The sequence below is a fragment of the Desulfatiglans parachlorophenolica genome (genome assembly GCF_055394735.1).
On the sequence record NZ_AP042460.1, the window covers coordinates 906422 to 921668 of the forward strand.

Consider the following 15247-nt stretch of genomic DNA (forward strand, 5'->3'; position numbering starts at 1 on the left):
TTTCATCCTTTCCTCAGGATCGTGGTGGAGTGGGTCTGAAAAACACCGCCGTTGTCGCTGCAAAGGATAAGCTCAGGCGTTTTGGTCCCGGTAGCCGGCCCCAGCTGCCTTGCTCCGCAGCGCCCCATGAGCTGCATGGCGGCCTCGGTCAACGGTGTGAGGCCCATGAAGTAGGCCTCTGACAGAAGCCCGCCTGATGTGTTGACGGGCAGACTGCCGCCCGGGGCGGTCCGCCCGTTGTCGAACCACTCTTCCCCCTCGCCGGGGGCGAAGAAACCGTAGTCCTGCAATGTGATTTCCACGGTGTAGGTGAAGCAGTCGTAAATCTGGCAGGCATCGATGGCATCCCTGGTCACACCGGCTATGCGGAAGGCCGTTTGCCCGGCGAAGAATGCGCCTGTCGGGCCGTCCATCGCCGTCGAGGCCTGAATCTCGCGGGAGGGGTTGTGCTGCCCGATCCCCATGATCGCGGCGGGAGGATGCCGCAGGTCGCGCGCCCTTTCGAGCGATGTGATCACGCAGGCCCGGCCGCCGTCGTTCATGAGGCAGCAGTCGGCCAGCCGGAAGGGTTCCACCACCCATCGGGACCGGTCGTAGTCCTCGGCGCTCATGCTTTGGCCGTGCATCACGGCGGCAGGGTTCAAGTTCGCCCACTTTCGCTGGGAGACGGCGATCTTTTTCCATGTTTCGGGACCGGTATGCTGCGTATGCATGGCCCGCCGGGCGGCCATGGCATAATCGGCGGCCAGCCCGAAATGTCCGAAGACCGCTTTGTCAGTATAGGGCGGCGGGCTGCCGAGCGTTCCCAACCGGGAGGTGTCCGCGTAGCTCAAGACCACGTACCGGCAAAGACCCGCCTCCAGCATCGCCAGGGCATGCAGTACATGGGACCGGGCGCAGTTGGCCTCCTGGCTGATGGCGTTGGGCGAAAGGCCGAGGTGCTGTGCTACGAGATAGGGCGATATTTCCTCTTCGCCCGGCCTCGTGGGAAACTGGCGGTAGCAGATCAGTCCGTCGATGTCCTTGCGCTCGAGCCCTGCATCCAGGATGGCGTTGGCGCAGGATTCGACGTAAAAGCTGAGCGCCGTCCTGTCGGGGAAGCGCCCCTGGGGCGTGTAGCCAATGCCGACGATGGCATAGCGGTCCCTTAGGTTCATTTTTTCACCTTTCGCTCGGGGGTTGCGAAAAACTCCTTTATATCATTTTCACGGTCCGGGGTTCAACTGCCGGCTCAAGGGCCGGAGAAAGAGACGGAGCGGATATCGCGCGACCATCGTTTCAAAAAGAAACGAAGAACTGGATGCCTGTTTCGAAATTGGAAACCTAAAAATTATTTTAAATATATACGTAAAATATTTGATAGTAAATAATATAATATTTTTCAGATCCCGCAAGATGAAAAACAATGTTTCTTTTTAGTTGACAAAAAGGACACCGTCCGCTAGAGATGGAGCCTGAATGAGATTCAAATAAATGCGGATTGATTCGCTTGATAACATATTGCTATATCGACTGATTTATTGATGTTGGGTTTCGTTCCCCTCTATGCGTATCCTGGGATTGTCGGTAAGAATGAGGAGCATGTCAACCAAATGTACACATCGCATGTTTCCTGAGATCGAAAACCGGTCTCCTGTTTCCCGTTTTCGCGCGACGCGGGCTTGTGTTGCGTATCATGCCCTGTTCCATGGCTTGATCGATATCAAGACGAATTCGCGTGTTTTCTCTCTATCGGAAAGAGCAGGTGAAACCACGGGGCGGGTGTCCAATCTCGAGGAGCGTTGTCTGTCCAGATTGTTGAAACCTGTTCCAGAGATCATGAAAAACGGCAGACCACTTTTGACTCAGTGACCGGGATCGGGGTCGAGTCAGGCCGACAAACGCCCCTTCCGGCTGGAATCGCACAAGGACTGTATCTCATGATCACCCTGAACGCCGAACCGGAAGCTGCTTCATTGGAGCGCGCACGAAGTGCTTTGGTGATAGTGGACATGCAGAATGCGTTTCTGCGCCCCGAAGGATATTTCGGCATGTTAAGGGTCGACCGGGTGGAGCACAGACCTCTTCGCCTCGTGGGCATCTGTCCTGTGCACCGCAGGAGGTATGTTCCTCTTGTTCCCAGGAGAGGGCATTGAACGGTTCCGGGCGTAAGACCTTCCGGCCGGCGCGTCGCCAATGGCGGCGGGACGATGTGAAGGACGGCCGGTGAGGCCTGTCCCAGGGGAAACGATGCAGTCTCCTGAATGACAGGGACAAACGTAACAGGAAGGGGGGCATTTTGATGAAAGGGGTAGTCTGGATCGAAAAGCTTGGTCAGGAGCACAAAGAGCTTGTTGGGAAAAAATGCGCTCATCTCGGTGAGATGGCGCAGATGGGTCTGAGGGTTCCGTCCGGTTTTGCGCTGAGTGTAAACGCTTATAAAGATTTCATGAAATTGTCCGGGGCGGGGGAGGAGATCGAAAAGCATCTGGCGGGCATCGATCTGAGGCCCGAGAATCTTGGGGGCTTCAAGGATGTCAGTCGGGTGTTGCGCGGGATCGTGGAGTCGAAAAAGATTCCGGATGAACTCGAGGATGCGATTCTGTCGCACTACAGGGGGCTGAACGAAAGATTGGGCATGAGGGATGTGGCCGTTTCGGTCCGTTCCGCGGGAGCGGTCAGTCACCCCGGGCAGTATGAAACCTGCTTGAATGTGAAGGGGGAGACGGATCTGCTCGAAAAAGTGAAAAAGGTCTGGTCGAGCACCTTCAATATGGTCTCGTTGACCTCGCGGAGCAGGCACGGTCTGCCGCTTGGCTGCGACCCGATCGGCGTCGCGGTCTTGAAGATGGTCCATGCAAAGTCGGCGGGCGTGCTGTTTACAGTCGATCCGAACAATGGCAACGCATCGCGCATGATCATCGAAGCGAACTGGGGATTGGGAGAGAGCGTTGTGAGCGGCAATGCGCGCCCTGATTTCCTTGTCCTTGACAAGGCCAACCTGAAGCCGATTGAAAAAACGCTGGGAACCAAAGAGAGCTATATCGGCTTCGATGCCCTGGGCACAAAAGAGGTGAAAACACCTGAGAATATGCGCCGGCAGTTCTGTATCAGCGATGAAGAGGCTGCAGAATTGGGCCGTCTCGGAAAGGTTCTCGAAGAACATTTCAATGTTCCGCAAGACTGCGAGTGGGCCATCGATCAGGATCTCGTCTTTCCGATGAGCATCCTCCTTCTTCAGACCCGCGCCGAAGTCGTAGCCAAACAGAAAGACCCCGTCGACAAGGTGCTCGATATGATGCTATCGAGGATGGGGACCTGAGACATGCACGAAAAAGGGATCCAGCAAATCACATTTCTTTAACGCATTGACCAAAGGGAGGCCTTTATGCTTCATCCTGCTTATGATCTGTCTTTCTACGAATTCGATGATGAGAAAGATCCCCAAAGCTACGGTGTGCTGCTGTGCGATGTCGTGCATGGAAAACCGGCTATGAAGCCCCTTTATATCGGGATTGGCTGGTACTGGTACTATTCCGGATTCAGATACGGCTCGGAAACCCTCTTTCTGCCGACGACGCGTGGGTGGGATTCGAGATTTATTCAGGGATACCCCTACATCACAGCCATTCGGACCACCGAGGAGGAGCGGAGGGAGAGGGAACCCTATTTCAGGCAGAAGATCAAGCCGTTTCTGCAGGATTTCGATGCCGTCTGGGATGGGTACAAGAAGGAACTGATCGAGCTTTACACAGAGGCCAAAGAATCCCGTGGGTTGAAAGACTGGGGTGATATCAAGAGGCTGACCAACATCGAACTGCTTTCGTTTTTCCTCGACTTCACCTATACCATCAACCGCAAGGAAGGTGAAATCCACATGATCATGATGATGGCCTCCTACTATATCAACGGTCTCTTTCAGCTGATGTGGAAGGATCTTTTCGGCCGCGACGCCCCCATCGATCCGGATTTCGGCAAGCTCATGTCCGGTTTCGAAAACCAGGATGTCAAGGTGATGCGGGAATTGTGGCGGCTCAGCAGAAAAGCGGTTTCGATGGGACTCGAAGAGGCATTCGCAGGTTCGGACAGGGAGGAGATTCTCCGCCTGTTGAACGAAAACGAAAGAGGGCGGGAGTGGCTGGAAGAATATCACGCGTTCCTCACCCGTCATGGGTGGCGGTGTGAGCGGATGCATGCCTATGACACCCCGGCCTGGATCGAAAGACCTTCGCTGGCATTGAACCGGGTGAAGATGCTGATGAAGGATGAGGAGTTTACGTTCGATACCGAGCGGGGCCGCATCATATTGGAAAGGGAGCAGGCCGAGAAAAATGTGCTCGAAAAAGTGCCGGCGGAGGTGAAGGATTCCTTCGAGGTGCTGATGAAAGCGGCACAGAGATCGGGGTATTGGAGCGAAGACCACACCTACTTCTGTGATTTTTATGTCGGGGCGCTCGGGCGGTGGATCGTGACCGAGTTCGGCCGCAGATTTGCTCTTGCCGGATGCATCGATTCGGCGGAAGACATTCACTTCCTTCATCCTGATGAGATTCGCAAGGCCGCCATCCCTATGGGGAAGGTCGACTTGCGGCCATATGTCCAGCGGCGCAAGGAGGCATGGGAAGAGAACTCGAAGGTCGAGCCGGTTCCCTTTTACGGTGACATTTCCCAGGCGCAGGATGTCCTCAAGAGCGATCCCACGCTTTCCGTTTCGACGCAGGTCCCGATTGTAAGGGAGGAACTCAAGGCGGACCTTTACGGTGCAGCGGCGGCCCCGGGTGTTTACGAAGGAAGGGCAAGGGTCATCATGAGCGCGGACCAGCTTCCGGAGGTGGAGCCCGGTGAAATCCTCGTGGCTCCGGGGACATCGGCCGCGTGGACGGCTGCCTTCAGCGTGATTAAAGGGTTGGTGACGGACGGAGGAGGCGCGCTGTCGCACCCGGTGATCATGGCTCGGGAATACGGGATTCCGTGCGTGGCAGGCTGTGTCGAAGGAAGCCAGAAGATCAGGACCGGCATGACCATCCGGATAGACGGGGACCTGGGCGTCGTTTATATCAAAGCTTAGATTCGTTACCATCCGGAAAGGGTCTTTTTCGCCAATATCGGCGTCATTTTGCACGTTTGCTTGTGCGGCGAAGCCGGTGGAGAGAAATCATCAGTTCCGGATGGAAACTGGCAATGATCTGGAAGAGAAGCGTCGTATGCAGGAAGAATGGATCACACAGAATATCAGGAATCTGCGGGAGAGGAAGGGCATGACCCTTCAGGAACTGGCGGATCTTACGGGATTGACCAAGAGTTATCTCTCGAAGATCGAACGCTCGAAGAAGGCTCCGCCTTATTCCACGGTCAACAAGATCGCCAATGCGCTTGGGGTCGATGTCCGATTCCTTTTTGAAGGAAACGGGGAAGAGGACGTCGACCCGCGCATCACGTTCACCAGGCGCGGTGCGGGCGAGGTCGTCGAAACCGTAGGCGCCTTCTACGGGTACAAGTATGAAGCACTGGCCTCGAAAAAGCCGGGCAAGAACATGCTCCCCTACATCATCGAACCGGCGTTCGAGGAAAAGGGGGTTTTTCAGCACGAAGGGGAAGAGCTTCTCTACGTGCTGGAGGGCCGCCACGAGTTTGTCTATGACGGCAAGAGCACGATGATGGAAGAGGGCGACTGCGTCTATTTCGATGCGGGCGTGCCGCATTACGGCCGTAGCGTCGGGGAGAAGAAGGCGAAGCTCCTGGCAGTGATGTTCAACTACAAGCGATTGTGATGAGCCGCAAGGAGGGTCTGGATGGCAAAGAACATCATCATTATAGGCACAACCGACACAAAATGGGAGCAGCTCGGATTCCTGCGGCGAAAGATCGAGGGGATGGGCAACCTCCCCATCCTGATGGATATCAGCATGGGGAGGTTGCCCTCGGTCAATGCCGATATCGGACCCGCAGAGATCGCGGCGCGCGTCGGGAAAGATATCGCGCTGCTGAGAGAATCGCGGAACAGGGCTGAGGTGACGGATGCCATGACGGCCGGGGCAGTCGAGACCGCGCTGGGTCTGCTCTCGGAGGGGAAACTGGACGGTATCGTGGCCCTGGGAGGCGCGACGATCGCCCTGGTCGGGGCCCGGGTGATGGCCCGGCTGCCCTTCGGGGTCCCGAAGCTGATCGCCACCCCGGCGGCGATGCCCGCGTACATCAACCGCTGGTTCGAAGCGACGGACCTCGCCGTGATGCAGATCATCCTGGAGGTGTCCGGGATGAGCGATCTCATGAAAAACGCGCTCGCGCAGGTCGCGGGGGCGATCTGCGGGATGGCGGAGCAGTCGATGGATTGCCGCTTCCTCAAGCTGCCCTATCCCTCGGTGGCCATCACGGAGCTGGGCTTCTCGGATCAGTGCGCGAAGAACGTCGAGAAGCTGCTGACAGAGAAGGGATACCACGTCTTTCCGTTTCATGCCCAAGGGGTCAGCGACCGTGCCATGGATCGTCTCATCGAACAGGGGTTCTTCGACGGTGTTGTGGAGATCGTGCCGGCGGGTCTGGTCGAAGAGCAGTTCAAAGGCAACCGTGCAGCCGGGCTGAAGCGGCTGGACGCCGCTCTGGAAAGGGGCATTCCGCAGGTCTGGGCGCCGTGCTGCCTGAATCTGACCGGCGCCGGACCCACTCGGCACAACCGCCCGAAGTACGTCGCCGCCGGCCGGGTCCTGGAGATCGATCAGATGCGGGCGATGACGCGTTTCCCGGTGGATGAACTCCTGGTCGGCGCGCGGATGTATGCGGAAAAGATGAACAAGGCGAAAGGCCCCCTCAAGATGGTTATCCCTCTGAGGGGCTGGTCATCGATCGACCAGGAGGGCGGCATCCTCTATGACCCGGCCGAGGACCGGCTGTTCGTCGAGGAGTTGAAGAGGCATCTCAGGGCGGATATCCCGCTCGAGGAGATCGACTGCAATCTCGAGGATACGCCGATGGCCGAACGGATGGTTGATATCCTCGATGAATTCATGAAAAGCGGCCGCTGAAAGAGGCGGCCACGAAACATAGCGCGCCGGCGTTTTTCCCGGGCGAATGGGAAAGGAGACACATCATGGCGGATCAATGGCCCAGATTGTTCAACGAAAAAATGGAATCGCTCACCGTCGACAAGATCAATGCCCTGCATAACCCACTGTTTTTGAAACAGCTGGAGCACGTAGGCAAGAACTCGCCGCTTTACCGGGAAAAATTCAAGGCCGCCGGCCTTGAAATCGGAGACATCGAGAGCATCGAACAGATCGACCAACTGCCCTTTACCGTCAAGAGCGAACTGCGTGAAGCACAGATGCGCAATGCGCCGGTGGGTGCGCACCGCGCGGTGGATGTCGTGGATCTGAGACGGGTGTATTCCTCGAGCGGCACCACGGGGATCCCGACCTACATCGGTTTGACGCAGAGCGACATCCTGAACGTCCACGCCGAGGGGATCGCCCGTTTTGCCTGGGGCGGAGGCATCCGGCCGGACAGCATCGTCGTCAACATCCCGACCGCCCCGTTCATCGCCGACACCTTCCGCGAGGGCCTGGAGAAGATGGGGGCGGTCAACTTCCCGACCGGCTTCAATACGGACAGGGTCATCAGCGCCTTCAAATACCAGGGTGCGAATGCCCTGCACTCCACCGTTTCCTTTTGGAGCTATCTGCTGAGAGAGGTCGAGAAGGCCGGGATCGATCCGAAGAAAATGGGGATCCGGCGCATCATCGGCGGTGCGGAGGGAGGGACCAGAGCGGTCAGGCCGCTGGTCGAGGAATCCTTCGGAGCCACCGTCATCGAGGGGATGGGGATGGGGGAGCAGTCCTGCATCATCTGGGGCGAATGCGTCGAGAACCGCGGGCGCGGAATGCACTATATCGCCCAGGGGATCGTCCACGTCGAGCTGATCGATCCGGAGACCGACAAGCCAGTGGAGATCAAAGAGGGGGCCACGGGTGAACTGGTCTACAGCGGTTTGATCCATCAGGCCATGCCCCTGCTGCGCTACCGCTCGCGGGATCATGTGCGGGTTGTCGGTGTCGAAACCTGTGACTGCGGACGGGGCGGAATGCGGATCGAGGTGTTGGGCCGCTATGATGACATGCTCACTGTCCTGGGCGTAAACGTCTACCCCCTCGCCATCAAGGATGTGGCGAGTACCTTCAAGCCGCGCCTGACCGGCCAGATCGAGGTCCAACTGGAAGCGCCCGGGACGGCCGTCAAACCGCCCCTGAAGATCAAGGCCGAACTCGGCGAGGAACCAGGCGATCTGAAGGAGCTGAAGAAACTCCTGGAAAGGGAGCTGAGGGCCAGGCTGATCTTCCAGGCCGAGGTGGAACTCGTCCAGGAACTGCCGCAATATCAATACAAAGGGAAGCTGATCCGTAAACTCTATGAGGAGTAGACAGGAGCGAGCTGGGGCAAGGCCGCCGCAGGCAGAACGGCGGCCCCTTTGCTGCGCAGGCGAGGGGCGTGAAGGCCGGTTTTGCTGGCGGCTTCGCCCACGACGGTGATTGCATGCCGCCGACAGGATTTCCAACACCTGGAGAATGAAATGAGAAAGATTCGTTTTGTGGACACGACGCTGCGGGACGGCAACCAGAGTCTCTGGGATGCCACGGGACTTACGACCGGCATGATCCTGAGCGTGGCCGCGGATATGGACCGGGCAGGCTTCAAGGCAATCGATTTTATCAGCAGCATCCATATGGGTGTTTCCGTCAGGTATCACAAGGAAAATCCCTTCGAGAAGATCCGTCTGGCCGCAAAGGCGATACCCAATACACCGCTCAGCTTTGGCACGACCGGCAGGCGCTTCATCGGGTTCGTGCGCTCCCCGGATTCGATCGTGGAACTCGTCCTGAAGACCGTGGCCGCCAACGGGATCCGCAGGGTCTGGCTGATCGATGCCGCCCACGACATCGATGTGATTTCCAAGAACGCCCGTATGGCCAAGCAGGCCGGCATCGAGGAGTTCGTGGTGGCGCTTTCGTATTCCATCAGTCCGGTGCACACCGATGCATACTACGCGCAAAAGGCCAGGGAGATCGTCGCGTGCAGGGAGGTCGATACGGTTTACCTGAAGGACCAGGGAGGGCTTTTGACCCCTGAGCGCGTCAGGGAACTGGTCCCCGTCATCCGCGAGGCGATCGGCGAAAAGCCGCTCGAGATCCACACCCACTGCAGCGCGGGGCTTGGGCCGCAGGTGTATCTGGAAGCGATCCGGCAGGGCATCGATATCCTTCACACGGCCATGCCGCCTTTGGCCGACGGAACGTCTCAGCCGTCGATCTTCCAGATCGTCGAGGAAATGAAGGGGCTGGAGTGCGAAACGGATGTGGCGATGGACGTTTTGAAGGGCATTTCGGAGCGGCTTTACGCTATAGCGGAGAAGGAGGGGAGGAAACCCGGGATGCCGGCGGCCTACGATGCGGCCTACTACGAGCATCAGGTTCCGGGCGGCATGGTCTCCACACTCAAGCGGCAGTTGGGCGAGGCAGGAATGGAGCACCGTCTGCCGGAGGTGATCGAGGAGATCAAACGGGTCCGGAAGGAGCTCGGCTACCCGATCATGGTCACCCCCCTCAGCCAGTTCGTCGGCACCCAGGCGGCGATGAACATCATCTCCGGAAAGCGCTACAAGATCGTTCCCGACGGGATCATTCAATACGTCCTGGGGTATTTCGGAGAGTCTCCGGCAGCCATCGATCCCGAAGTGCTGGACAAGGTCCACAGCCTCGAAAAGACAAAAAAGATGATGAAGGAAGCGTTCCCCCAACCCTCCATCGAAGAGATCCGCAAAGCCAGCGGCATGGGCCCCGAAGTATCCGACGAGGAGTTTCTGCTGCGTTATTCCCTCAAGCAGAACGAGGTCGAAGCCATGCTCGCTGCAGGTCCCATCAACCCCGAATACGCCTGCTAGTTTTTCTCCCCCCAGGCGTAGGTCATGCCCCCCGGTCAGGCCGGGGGGTATGACTGACTGCACGCCTTCCAAAGCCCCTTTCAGCCAGAATCCTTTCTAAGTAGTGTCCATCCGGAAAAGAGCATCCAGCGCGGCAAAGTTTCCAATCCGGAAATGAGGATTTTTGGCCAATATCAAGGAAATCAAACGTTTGCGCGGAGGCGACCTGCAGGTCGCCGCACAAGCAAACGTGCAGATTGACGCCGAGATTGGCCAAAAAGACCATTTCCGGATGGAAACTAGGTAAAAACCGACCGAATTGATCGGTCGCTCAATAAATTTCGCTTGACAAAAATTTTTGGCTGTGGTTGAAAATAGATCGAGCGATCAACAAAATATATGTCGATTATAACGTTAAAGTAGTTGTTTAAGATGAAAATCTGAAAAAGATCAATCGATCAAGATTCCCTTTTTGCCCGAGCAATGGGCGAAGGCAGCCTCTTTCCGGGTGGGAAGCATTTTCTTTTTGAACTTTCTGTTTTTGGCGTCGCAAAGCGAAGCGAGCCGGCCCTGCGTGGCGCGACGTGTTTGATGAGGGAGGCCTGCTGAGGGATGCGGAAAAGAGACCGGGAGTCCATGCGCGCGTCGGGGTTTTCAAGGGGACACGGATAAAAGATGAATGACTTGAGGGATGTCTGAAAACGGTTGCAAAAGGGGAAAGGGCAATGGATGCATACGGGGCTTGATGAAGGCGGTGTCACAAGGAATTGAGACAAAAAATCAGGCAGGGAGGATGGGTATGAGCTACACGATCGACATTGACACGGGGGGGACTTTCACAGATGGCTTTTTTATGGGAGACAGTGGAGTAAACACCGTTAAAGTACCGACCACACCTCACGATCTTACCGTCTGCTTTATGAAATGCATCCAAGCTGGAGCCGATGCATTCAATATCGGGGTCGAAGATCTCCTGACACAGACAGACGTGATCCGGTTTTCATCCACCATCGGCACAAATACCCTGATTGAAAGAAATGGCACGAAGATCGGTCTGTTGCTGAGTCAGGGGCAGGACGGGGGCCTCGAGGTCGTGAATGAGGATGATGATTCGCCGCTTGTCTACCAGGAGATGGTTCGAACCTTGAAAGGGATCATCGACGAAGATGCAGCTGAGGTAGAGAAGCTGGATCGGGATGAGGCCCTCAGGTCGGCCCAGGAACTGCTTGACCAAGGCGCCCGGTGCCTGGTGGTCTGTCTGAAAAATTCGGTCTACAACCCGGTTCATGAAAAGCAGGTGCGCAGCTGGATCAAGGAAGAATACCCGAGGGACTATCTCGGGTCGGTCCCGGTGTTCCTCGCCTCGGATGTCAGTCAACTGCCCGGCGATCAGGAGCGGGTCAACACCGCTGTCGTCAATGCCTACATCCACGCGCGGCTCGTCAAATTTCTCTACAAGGCGGGTGAGGATCTGAGAAAACGTTTCTACAGCCGCCCCCTGCTGATCGTGCATGCTACAGGCGGGGTTGCGCGGGTGTCGAAGACCAAGGCGATCAACACCTACAACTCCGGCCCTGCAGCCGGCCTTATGGGCGTCGCGGCGCTTGCCCGGCTCTACAAGGCCCCGAAGCTCGTCTCCGGCGATATGGGGGGTACCTCCTTCGACATGGGCATCGTCTTGAACAGCCAGCCCAACTTCACCTTGAAACCCGACGTGGAAGGCCTGACGCTCAGTACGCCGATGGTCGCCATCAAGGCCATCGGGGCGGGCGGGGGTTCCATTGCAGGCGTGCGCAAGGGGCGGCTTCAGGTGGGTCCTCAATCGGCTGGAGCGCTTCCCGGACCCGCGTGTTTCGGTCTCGGGGGGACCCATGCGACGGTGACCGACGCGGACGTTGTCCTTGGATACATCGACCCGGCAAACTACCTGGGCGGCAAGATGCAACTCGATCCCCAGAAGGCCTTCCAGGCGATCGAGGACAGAATCGCTTCTCAGCTCGACCAAAGCGTTCTTCAGGCGGCGCTGGCGATACGGGATGCCGTGGACGAGCACATGGGAACGAAGCTCAAAGGGATGGCCGACTCGATACGCCCCGACCTCGAACCGGTTCTCGTCGTTTACGGTGGAGCGGGCTCGGGGCATTGCTGTGGCCTGGCCAGGCATGCCGGCATCAGGAAGATCATCGCCCCCCGGTTTGCCTCCGTTTTCTCTGCGTGTTCTCTCTCCAGCATGGATATATGGCACATCTATTCGCGGCGTCTGGGATACTGGATCAAGAAGGACGGAAAGATCGATCCGGAGGCAGGGATCGACAAGATTGTAAAAGAGATGCATGCCGGTGCCGCCCGCGACATGAGAGGGGAAGGGTTCAGCGAATCCGAAGTCCACTACAGGGTGGAATTCTTCTTGAGCCGCGGGGATGACTCGCCGGAGGGGAGGATTGTGATCAGGGGGCTCGATTGGGCGGCCGGTGTTTCTGATGCCCTCGAGAAACAGGCGCCTAAGCTCTGGGAGGCAGAGGACGTTTTTGCACCTGTCCTGTTCCTTCATGCCACCGCGGCGATTCCCCACTACGAGGTCACGGAACAGAATCAGGGTGTTCAGGACCCCTCTCCGGCCCTGATGGGTATGCGGGAGGTATGCTGGAGCGAAGAAGGAATGGCCGCGACGCGCATCTACGACAGGGGAAGACTGATGCCCGGCAATGTTGTCGGCGGGCCGGCAATCGTCGAAGCCATCGATACGACCTATGTTGTGAGGGAAGGCTGGACTTACACCGTGGATGCCTACTGCAACGGGATTTTCGAGGAGGCGACAGCATGAAGATCAGAATAACCGACGCGCTTGATATCGATCTCGAGAAAGAGATGTGGTGCTGCAACCGGTGCAACCGGGAATTGGTGAATGCCCGGGAAAACTACAAGAAGGGCTGCCTGGTGCGTGAAAGGTCGCCCGAAGAGATTCACGAGCCTCTGGCAAAGGGAACGGCCTTTACATACGCCCCTAACCCCGAATGGTGCCGGATCATAGAATTCTATTGCCCGCAGTGCGGATTGATGGTCGAGAATCAATATCTCCCGCCAGGTCATCCGATTACACACGACATAGAATTGGACATCGATTCGTTGAAAAAGAGACACGGCCTGCCGACAGGAGGGGGAAGATGAGCTATACAGTTGAAGTCGATATCGGTGGAACCTTCACGGATTTTTTTGCAGAACAGGACGGCGGCCGTTTTACCATCGCAAAGTCACCGACCACCCACTACGATCTTTCTGTCGGTTTTATGAAAGGCCTGCGGGAGTTGGCCAAGGATTTCGGTCTGCCGTTAAAGAAATTCCTCAATGAATGCGAGTCGATTCGCTACTGTACGACTTTGGGGACGAATGCCCTGATCGAACGGACAGGCCCGAAACTTGGCCTGATCACCACGGCCGGGTTCGAAGACACCATCGCGATCGGCCGCGGACGCTCCTGGGCCGATGGTCTATTCGGTCATGAGACCAAGGATCTTGCCCGGATAAAGAAACCCGAACCTCTCATTTCAAGGGATATGATTTCAGGTTTGCGCGAGCGTGTCGATTCGTTCGGAAATGTGATCATGCCCCTGAAGCGCGATGACGTACTCGAGAATCTCCAGTATCTCATGGAAAACGGTGCGATGGGGTATGTCATCTGTCTCATGTGGTCCTGTTACAACCCTGTCCATGAGAAGATGGTGAAAGAAATCATCGAAGCGGAATATCCGGAAGACTACCTCGGTTCGATGCCTGTTTTTCTTTCCCACAGCATTTCTCCAAAGATGGGCGAGTACACGCGCTTCACGACGACTATCGTCAACGCCTATATCCACAGTGTCATGGGAGAAGAGTTGACGAGGCTCGTCTGGGAACTCAAGGACAACGGTTACACGCGGCCGCTGACACTGGTTCAGAACGTCGGCGGCATGAAGAAGGTGACCCGGACGCGCGCCATCCTCACCTACAACGCCGGACCTGTGGCCGGACTGCACGGCAGCCGGTTCATCGGTCAGATGCATGACATGGACAACCTCATCTTTACCGATATGGGGGGTACGTCCTATGACATCGGGGTTGTGTCGGACGGTCAGATCAAGACCTATGATTTTATTCCCGTCATCGACCGCTGGCGTACGAACATCCCCGCCATCGAGGTGAAATCCATCGGAGCGGGAGGCGGTTCGATCGCCTGGATCAACACCCTTTTCGGCAACAGGCTGGAGGTTGGCCCCCAGTCAGCCGGCTCGATGCCGGGGCCGGCATGCTATGACCAAGGGGGGACAGAGCCTACTGTGACCGACGCGGACCTCATCCTCGGCTATCTCAACCCGGATCATTACCTGGGGGGAAAGATGCGCCTCAAAAAGGAGCTGGCTGAAAAGGCGATCCGCGAAAAGATAGCTGAACCACTCGGCATCGAGGTCGTGGAGGCGGCGGCGAGGATCAGGCGAATCATCGATGCGAGGATGGGGCAGGAGGTTTTCAACGAGGTCGTTCTGAAAGGCTACGATCCCAGGGAATTCGTTCTCCTGGCCTGCGGCGGGGCGGGCCCGTGTCATGCCCTCGATATCGCACCCTATCTTGAAATCAAGAAGGTCATTATGTCGCCGTTTTCACCTGTTTTCGGGGCCTTCGGGGCATCCACAGTCGACGTGATGCAGGTTTTCGACAGGACACGGTCGATCAAGTTGTTCCAATACGCCACCCAGGCCTATACAGAGGACTACGAGGCCTTCAACAGCGTCGTGAGGGAGTTGAAGGATCTGGCACTCCGGGATTTGAAGATGGAGGGATCTACGGTGGGGGATGTACAATTCGTCCTCGAACTGGAGATGCGCTACGGGATGCAATACAACTACACGAAGCTGGAATCCCCGCACCTGGAGATCAAATCCGCCGGGGATGTGAAGGATATCTGCGACGCTTTTGGAGAAACCTATGCAAAAACCTACTCGCCGGAGGCTGCGTTTCCCCAGGGTGGCATCAATGTGGAGAATTTCTTCCTGAAGGCGAGCGTCCCCAGCCGGCATCTCGAAATGAGCCCTAAAGAGGCCGCCGGCTTGCAAGCTCCGGCAGCGGCCGGCAAGGGTACGCGCCCGGTCTATTTCGCCGATTTGGGCCAATTCATCGATACGAACCTCTACATCCTCGAAGAACTCCTGCCCGGGAATGTTGTCACTGGTCCAGCGGTGATCGAGGCGAGGGATACGACGGGTGTCATCAACCCCGGATGGCGATTCACTATGGACCCCTACGGTCAGGGGCTGCTGGAGCCGATAGCAGGTGGTTCCGGTCAGAGTCCCGCAAGAGATACGGCCCGGAAACTTTCTTGATGAT

The 15247-nt window shown here is 57.1% G+C and carries 11 protein-coding genes; 9 read left to right on the forward strand and 2 right to left on the reverse strand.

The window, feature by feature from the left end; translation table 11 throughout:
* Positions 1 to 2: 2 nt before the first annotated feature.
* Positions 3 to 1157, reverse strand: coding sequence for a thiolase family protein (locus ACZ500_RS04155; RefSeq protein ID WP_464231271.1), 1155 nt, complete (start codon positions 1155 to 1157; stop codon positions 3 to 5).
* A gap of 1124 nt (positions 1158 to 2281) precedes the next feature.
* Between ACZ500_RS04155 and ACZ500_RS04160 the strand changes: the two genes are divergently transcribed.
* The 6 genes from ACZ500_RS04160 (at position 2282) to ACZ500_RS04185 (ending at position 9910) form a co-directional block, all read left to right on the forward strand.
* Positions 2282 to 3301, forward strand: a complete 1020-nt coding sequence (locus tag ACZ500_RS04160) for a PEP/pyruvate-binding domain-containing protein (RefSeq protein WP_464231272.1) — start codon at positions 2282 to 2284, stop codon at positions 3299 to 3301.
* Between the two features lie 66 nt (positions 3302 to 3367).
* On the forward strand, positions 3368 to 5047 hold the full coding sequence (locus tag ACZ500_RS04165) for a PEP-utilizing enzyme (protein ID WP_464231273.1): 1680 nt from the start codon (positions 3368 to 3370) through the stop codon (positions 5045 to 5047).
* 100 nt (positions 5048 to 5147) lie between these two features.
* Complete coding sequence (locus ACZ500_RS04170; protein ID WP_464231274.1) at positions 5148 to 5750, forward strand: helix-turn-helix domain-containing protein; 603 nt, start codon at positions 5148 to 5150, stop codon at positions 5748 to 5750.
* 21 nt (positions 5751 to 5771) lie between these two features.
* Complete coding sequence (locus ACZ500_RS04175; protein ID WP_464231275.1) at positions 5772 to 7001, forward strand: Tm-1-like ATP-binding domain-containing protein; 1230 nt, start codon at positions 5772 to 5774, stop codon at positions 6999 to 7001.
* A 65-nt stretch (positions 7002 to 7066) separates the two neighbouring features.
* Positions 7067 to 8392, forward strand: coding sequence for a phenylacetate--CoA ligase family protein (locus tag ACZ500_RS04180; protein ID WP_464231276.1), 1326 nt, complete (start codon positions 7067 to 7069; stop codon positions 8390 to 8392).
* 150 nt (positions 8393 to 8542) lie between these two features.
* Positions 8543 to 9910, forward strand: coding sequence for a biotin carboxyl carrier protein (locus tag ACZ500_RS04185; protein WP_464231277.1), 1368 nt, complete (start codon positions 8543 to 8545; stop codon positions 9908 to 9910).
* A 22-nt stretch (positions 9911 to 9932) separates the two neighbouring features.
* Here the strand turns inward: ACZ500_RS04185 and ACZ500_RS04190 are convergent, their stop codons facing one another.
* Complete coding sequence (locus tag ACZ500_RS04190; RefSeq protein WP_464231278.1) at positions 9933 to 10175, reverse strand: hypothetical protein; 243 nt, start codon at positions 10173 to 10175, stop codon at positions 9933 to 9935.
* Between the two features lie 567 nt (positions 10176 to 10742).
* Between ACZ500_RS04190 and ACZ500_RS04195 the strand changes: the two genes are divergently transcribed.
* The 3 genes from ACZ500_RS04195 to ACZ500_RS04205 are packed head-to-tail and all read left to right on the forward strand — an operon-like array spanning position 10743 to position 15243.
* On the forward strand, positions 10743 to 12713 hold the full coding sequence (locus tag ACZ500_RS04195; RefSeq protein WP_464232992.1) for a hydantoinase/oxoprolinase family protein: 1971 nt from the start codon (positions 10743 to 10745) through the stop codon (positions 12711 to 12713).
* Complete coding sequence (locus tag ACZ500_RS04200) at positions 12710 to 13057, forward strand: acetone carboxylase subunit gamma (RefSeq protein WP_464231279.1); 348 nt, start codon at positions 12710 to 12712, stop codon at positions 13055 to 13057. The genes ACZ500_RS04195 and ACZ500_RS04200 overlap by 4 nt, the downstream gene beginning before the upstream one ends.
* A complete protein-coding gene (locus tag ACZ500_RS04205; RefSeq protein ID WP_464231280.1) occupies positions 13054 to 15243 on the forward strand; it encodes a hydantoinase/oxoprolinase family protein in 2190 nt (729 codons plus the stop codon). The genes ACZ500_RS04200 and ACZ500_RS04205 overlap by 4 nt, the downstream gene beginning before the upstream one ends.
* The last annotated feature ends 4 nt before the right edge of the window (positions 15244 to 15247 follow it).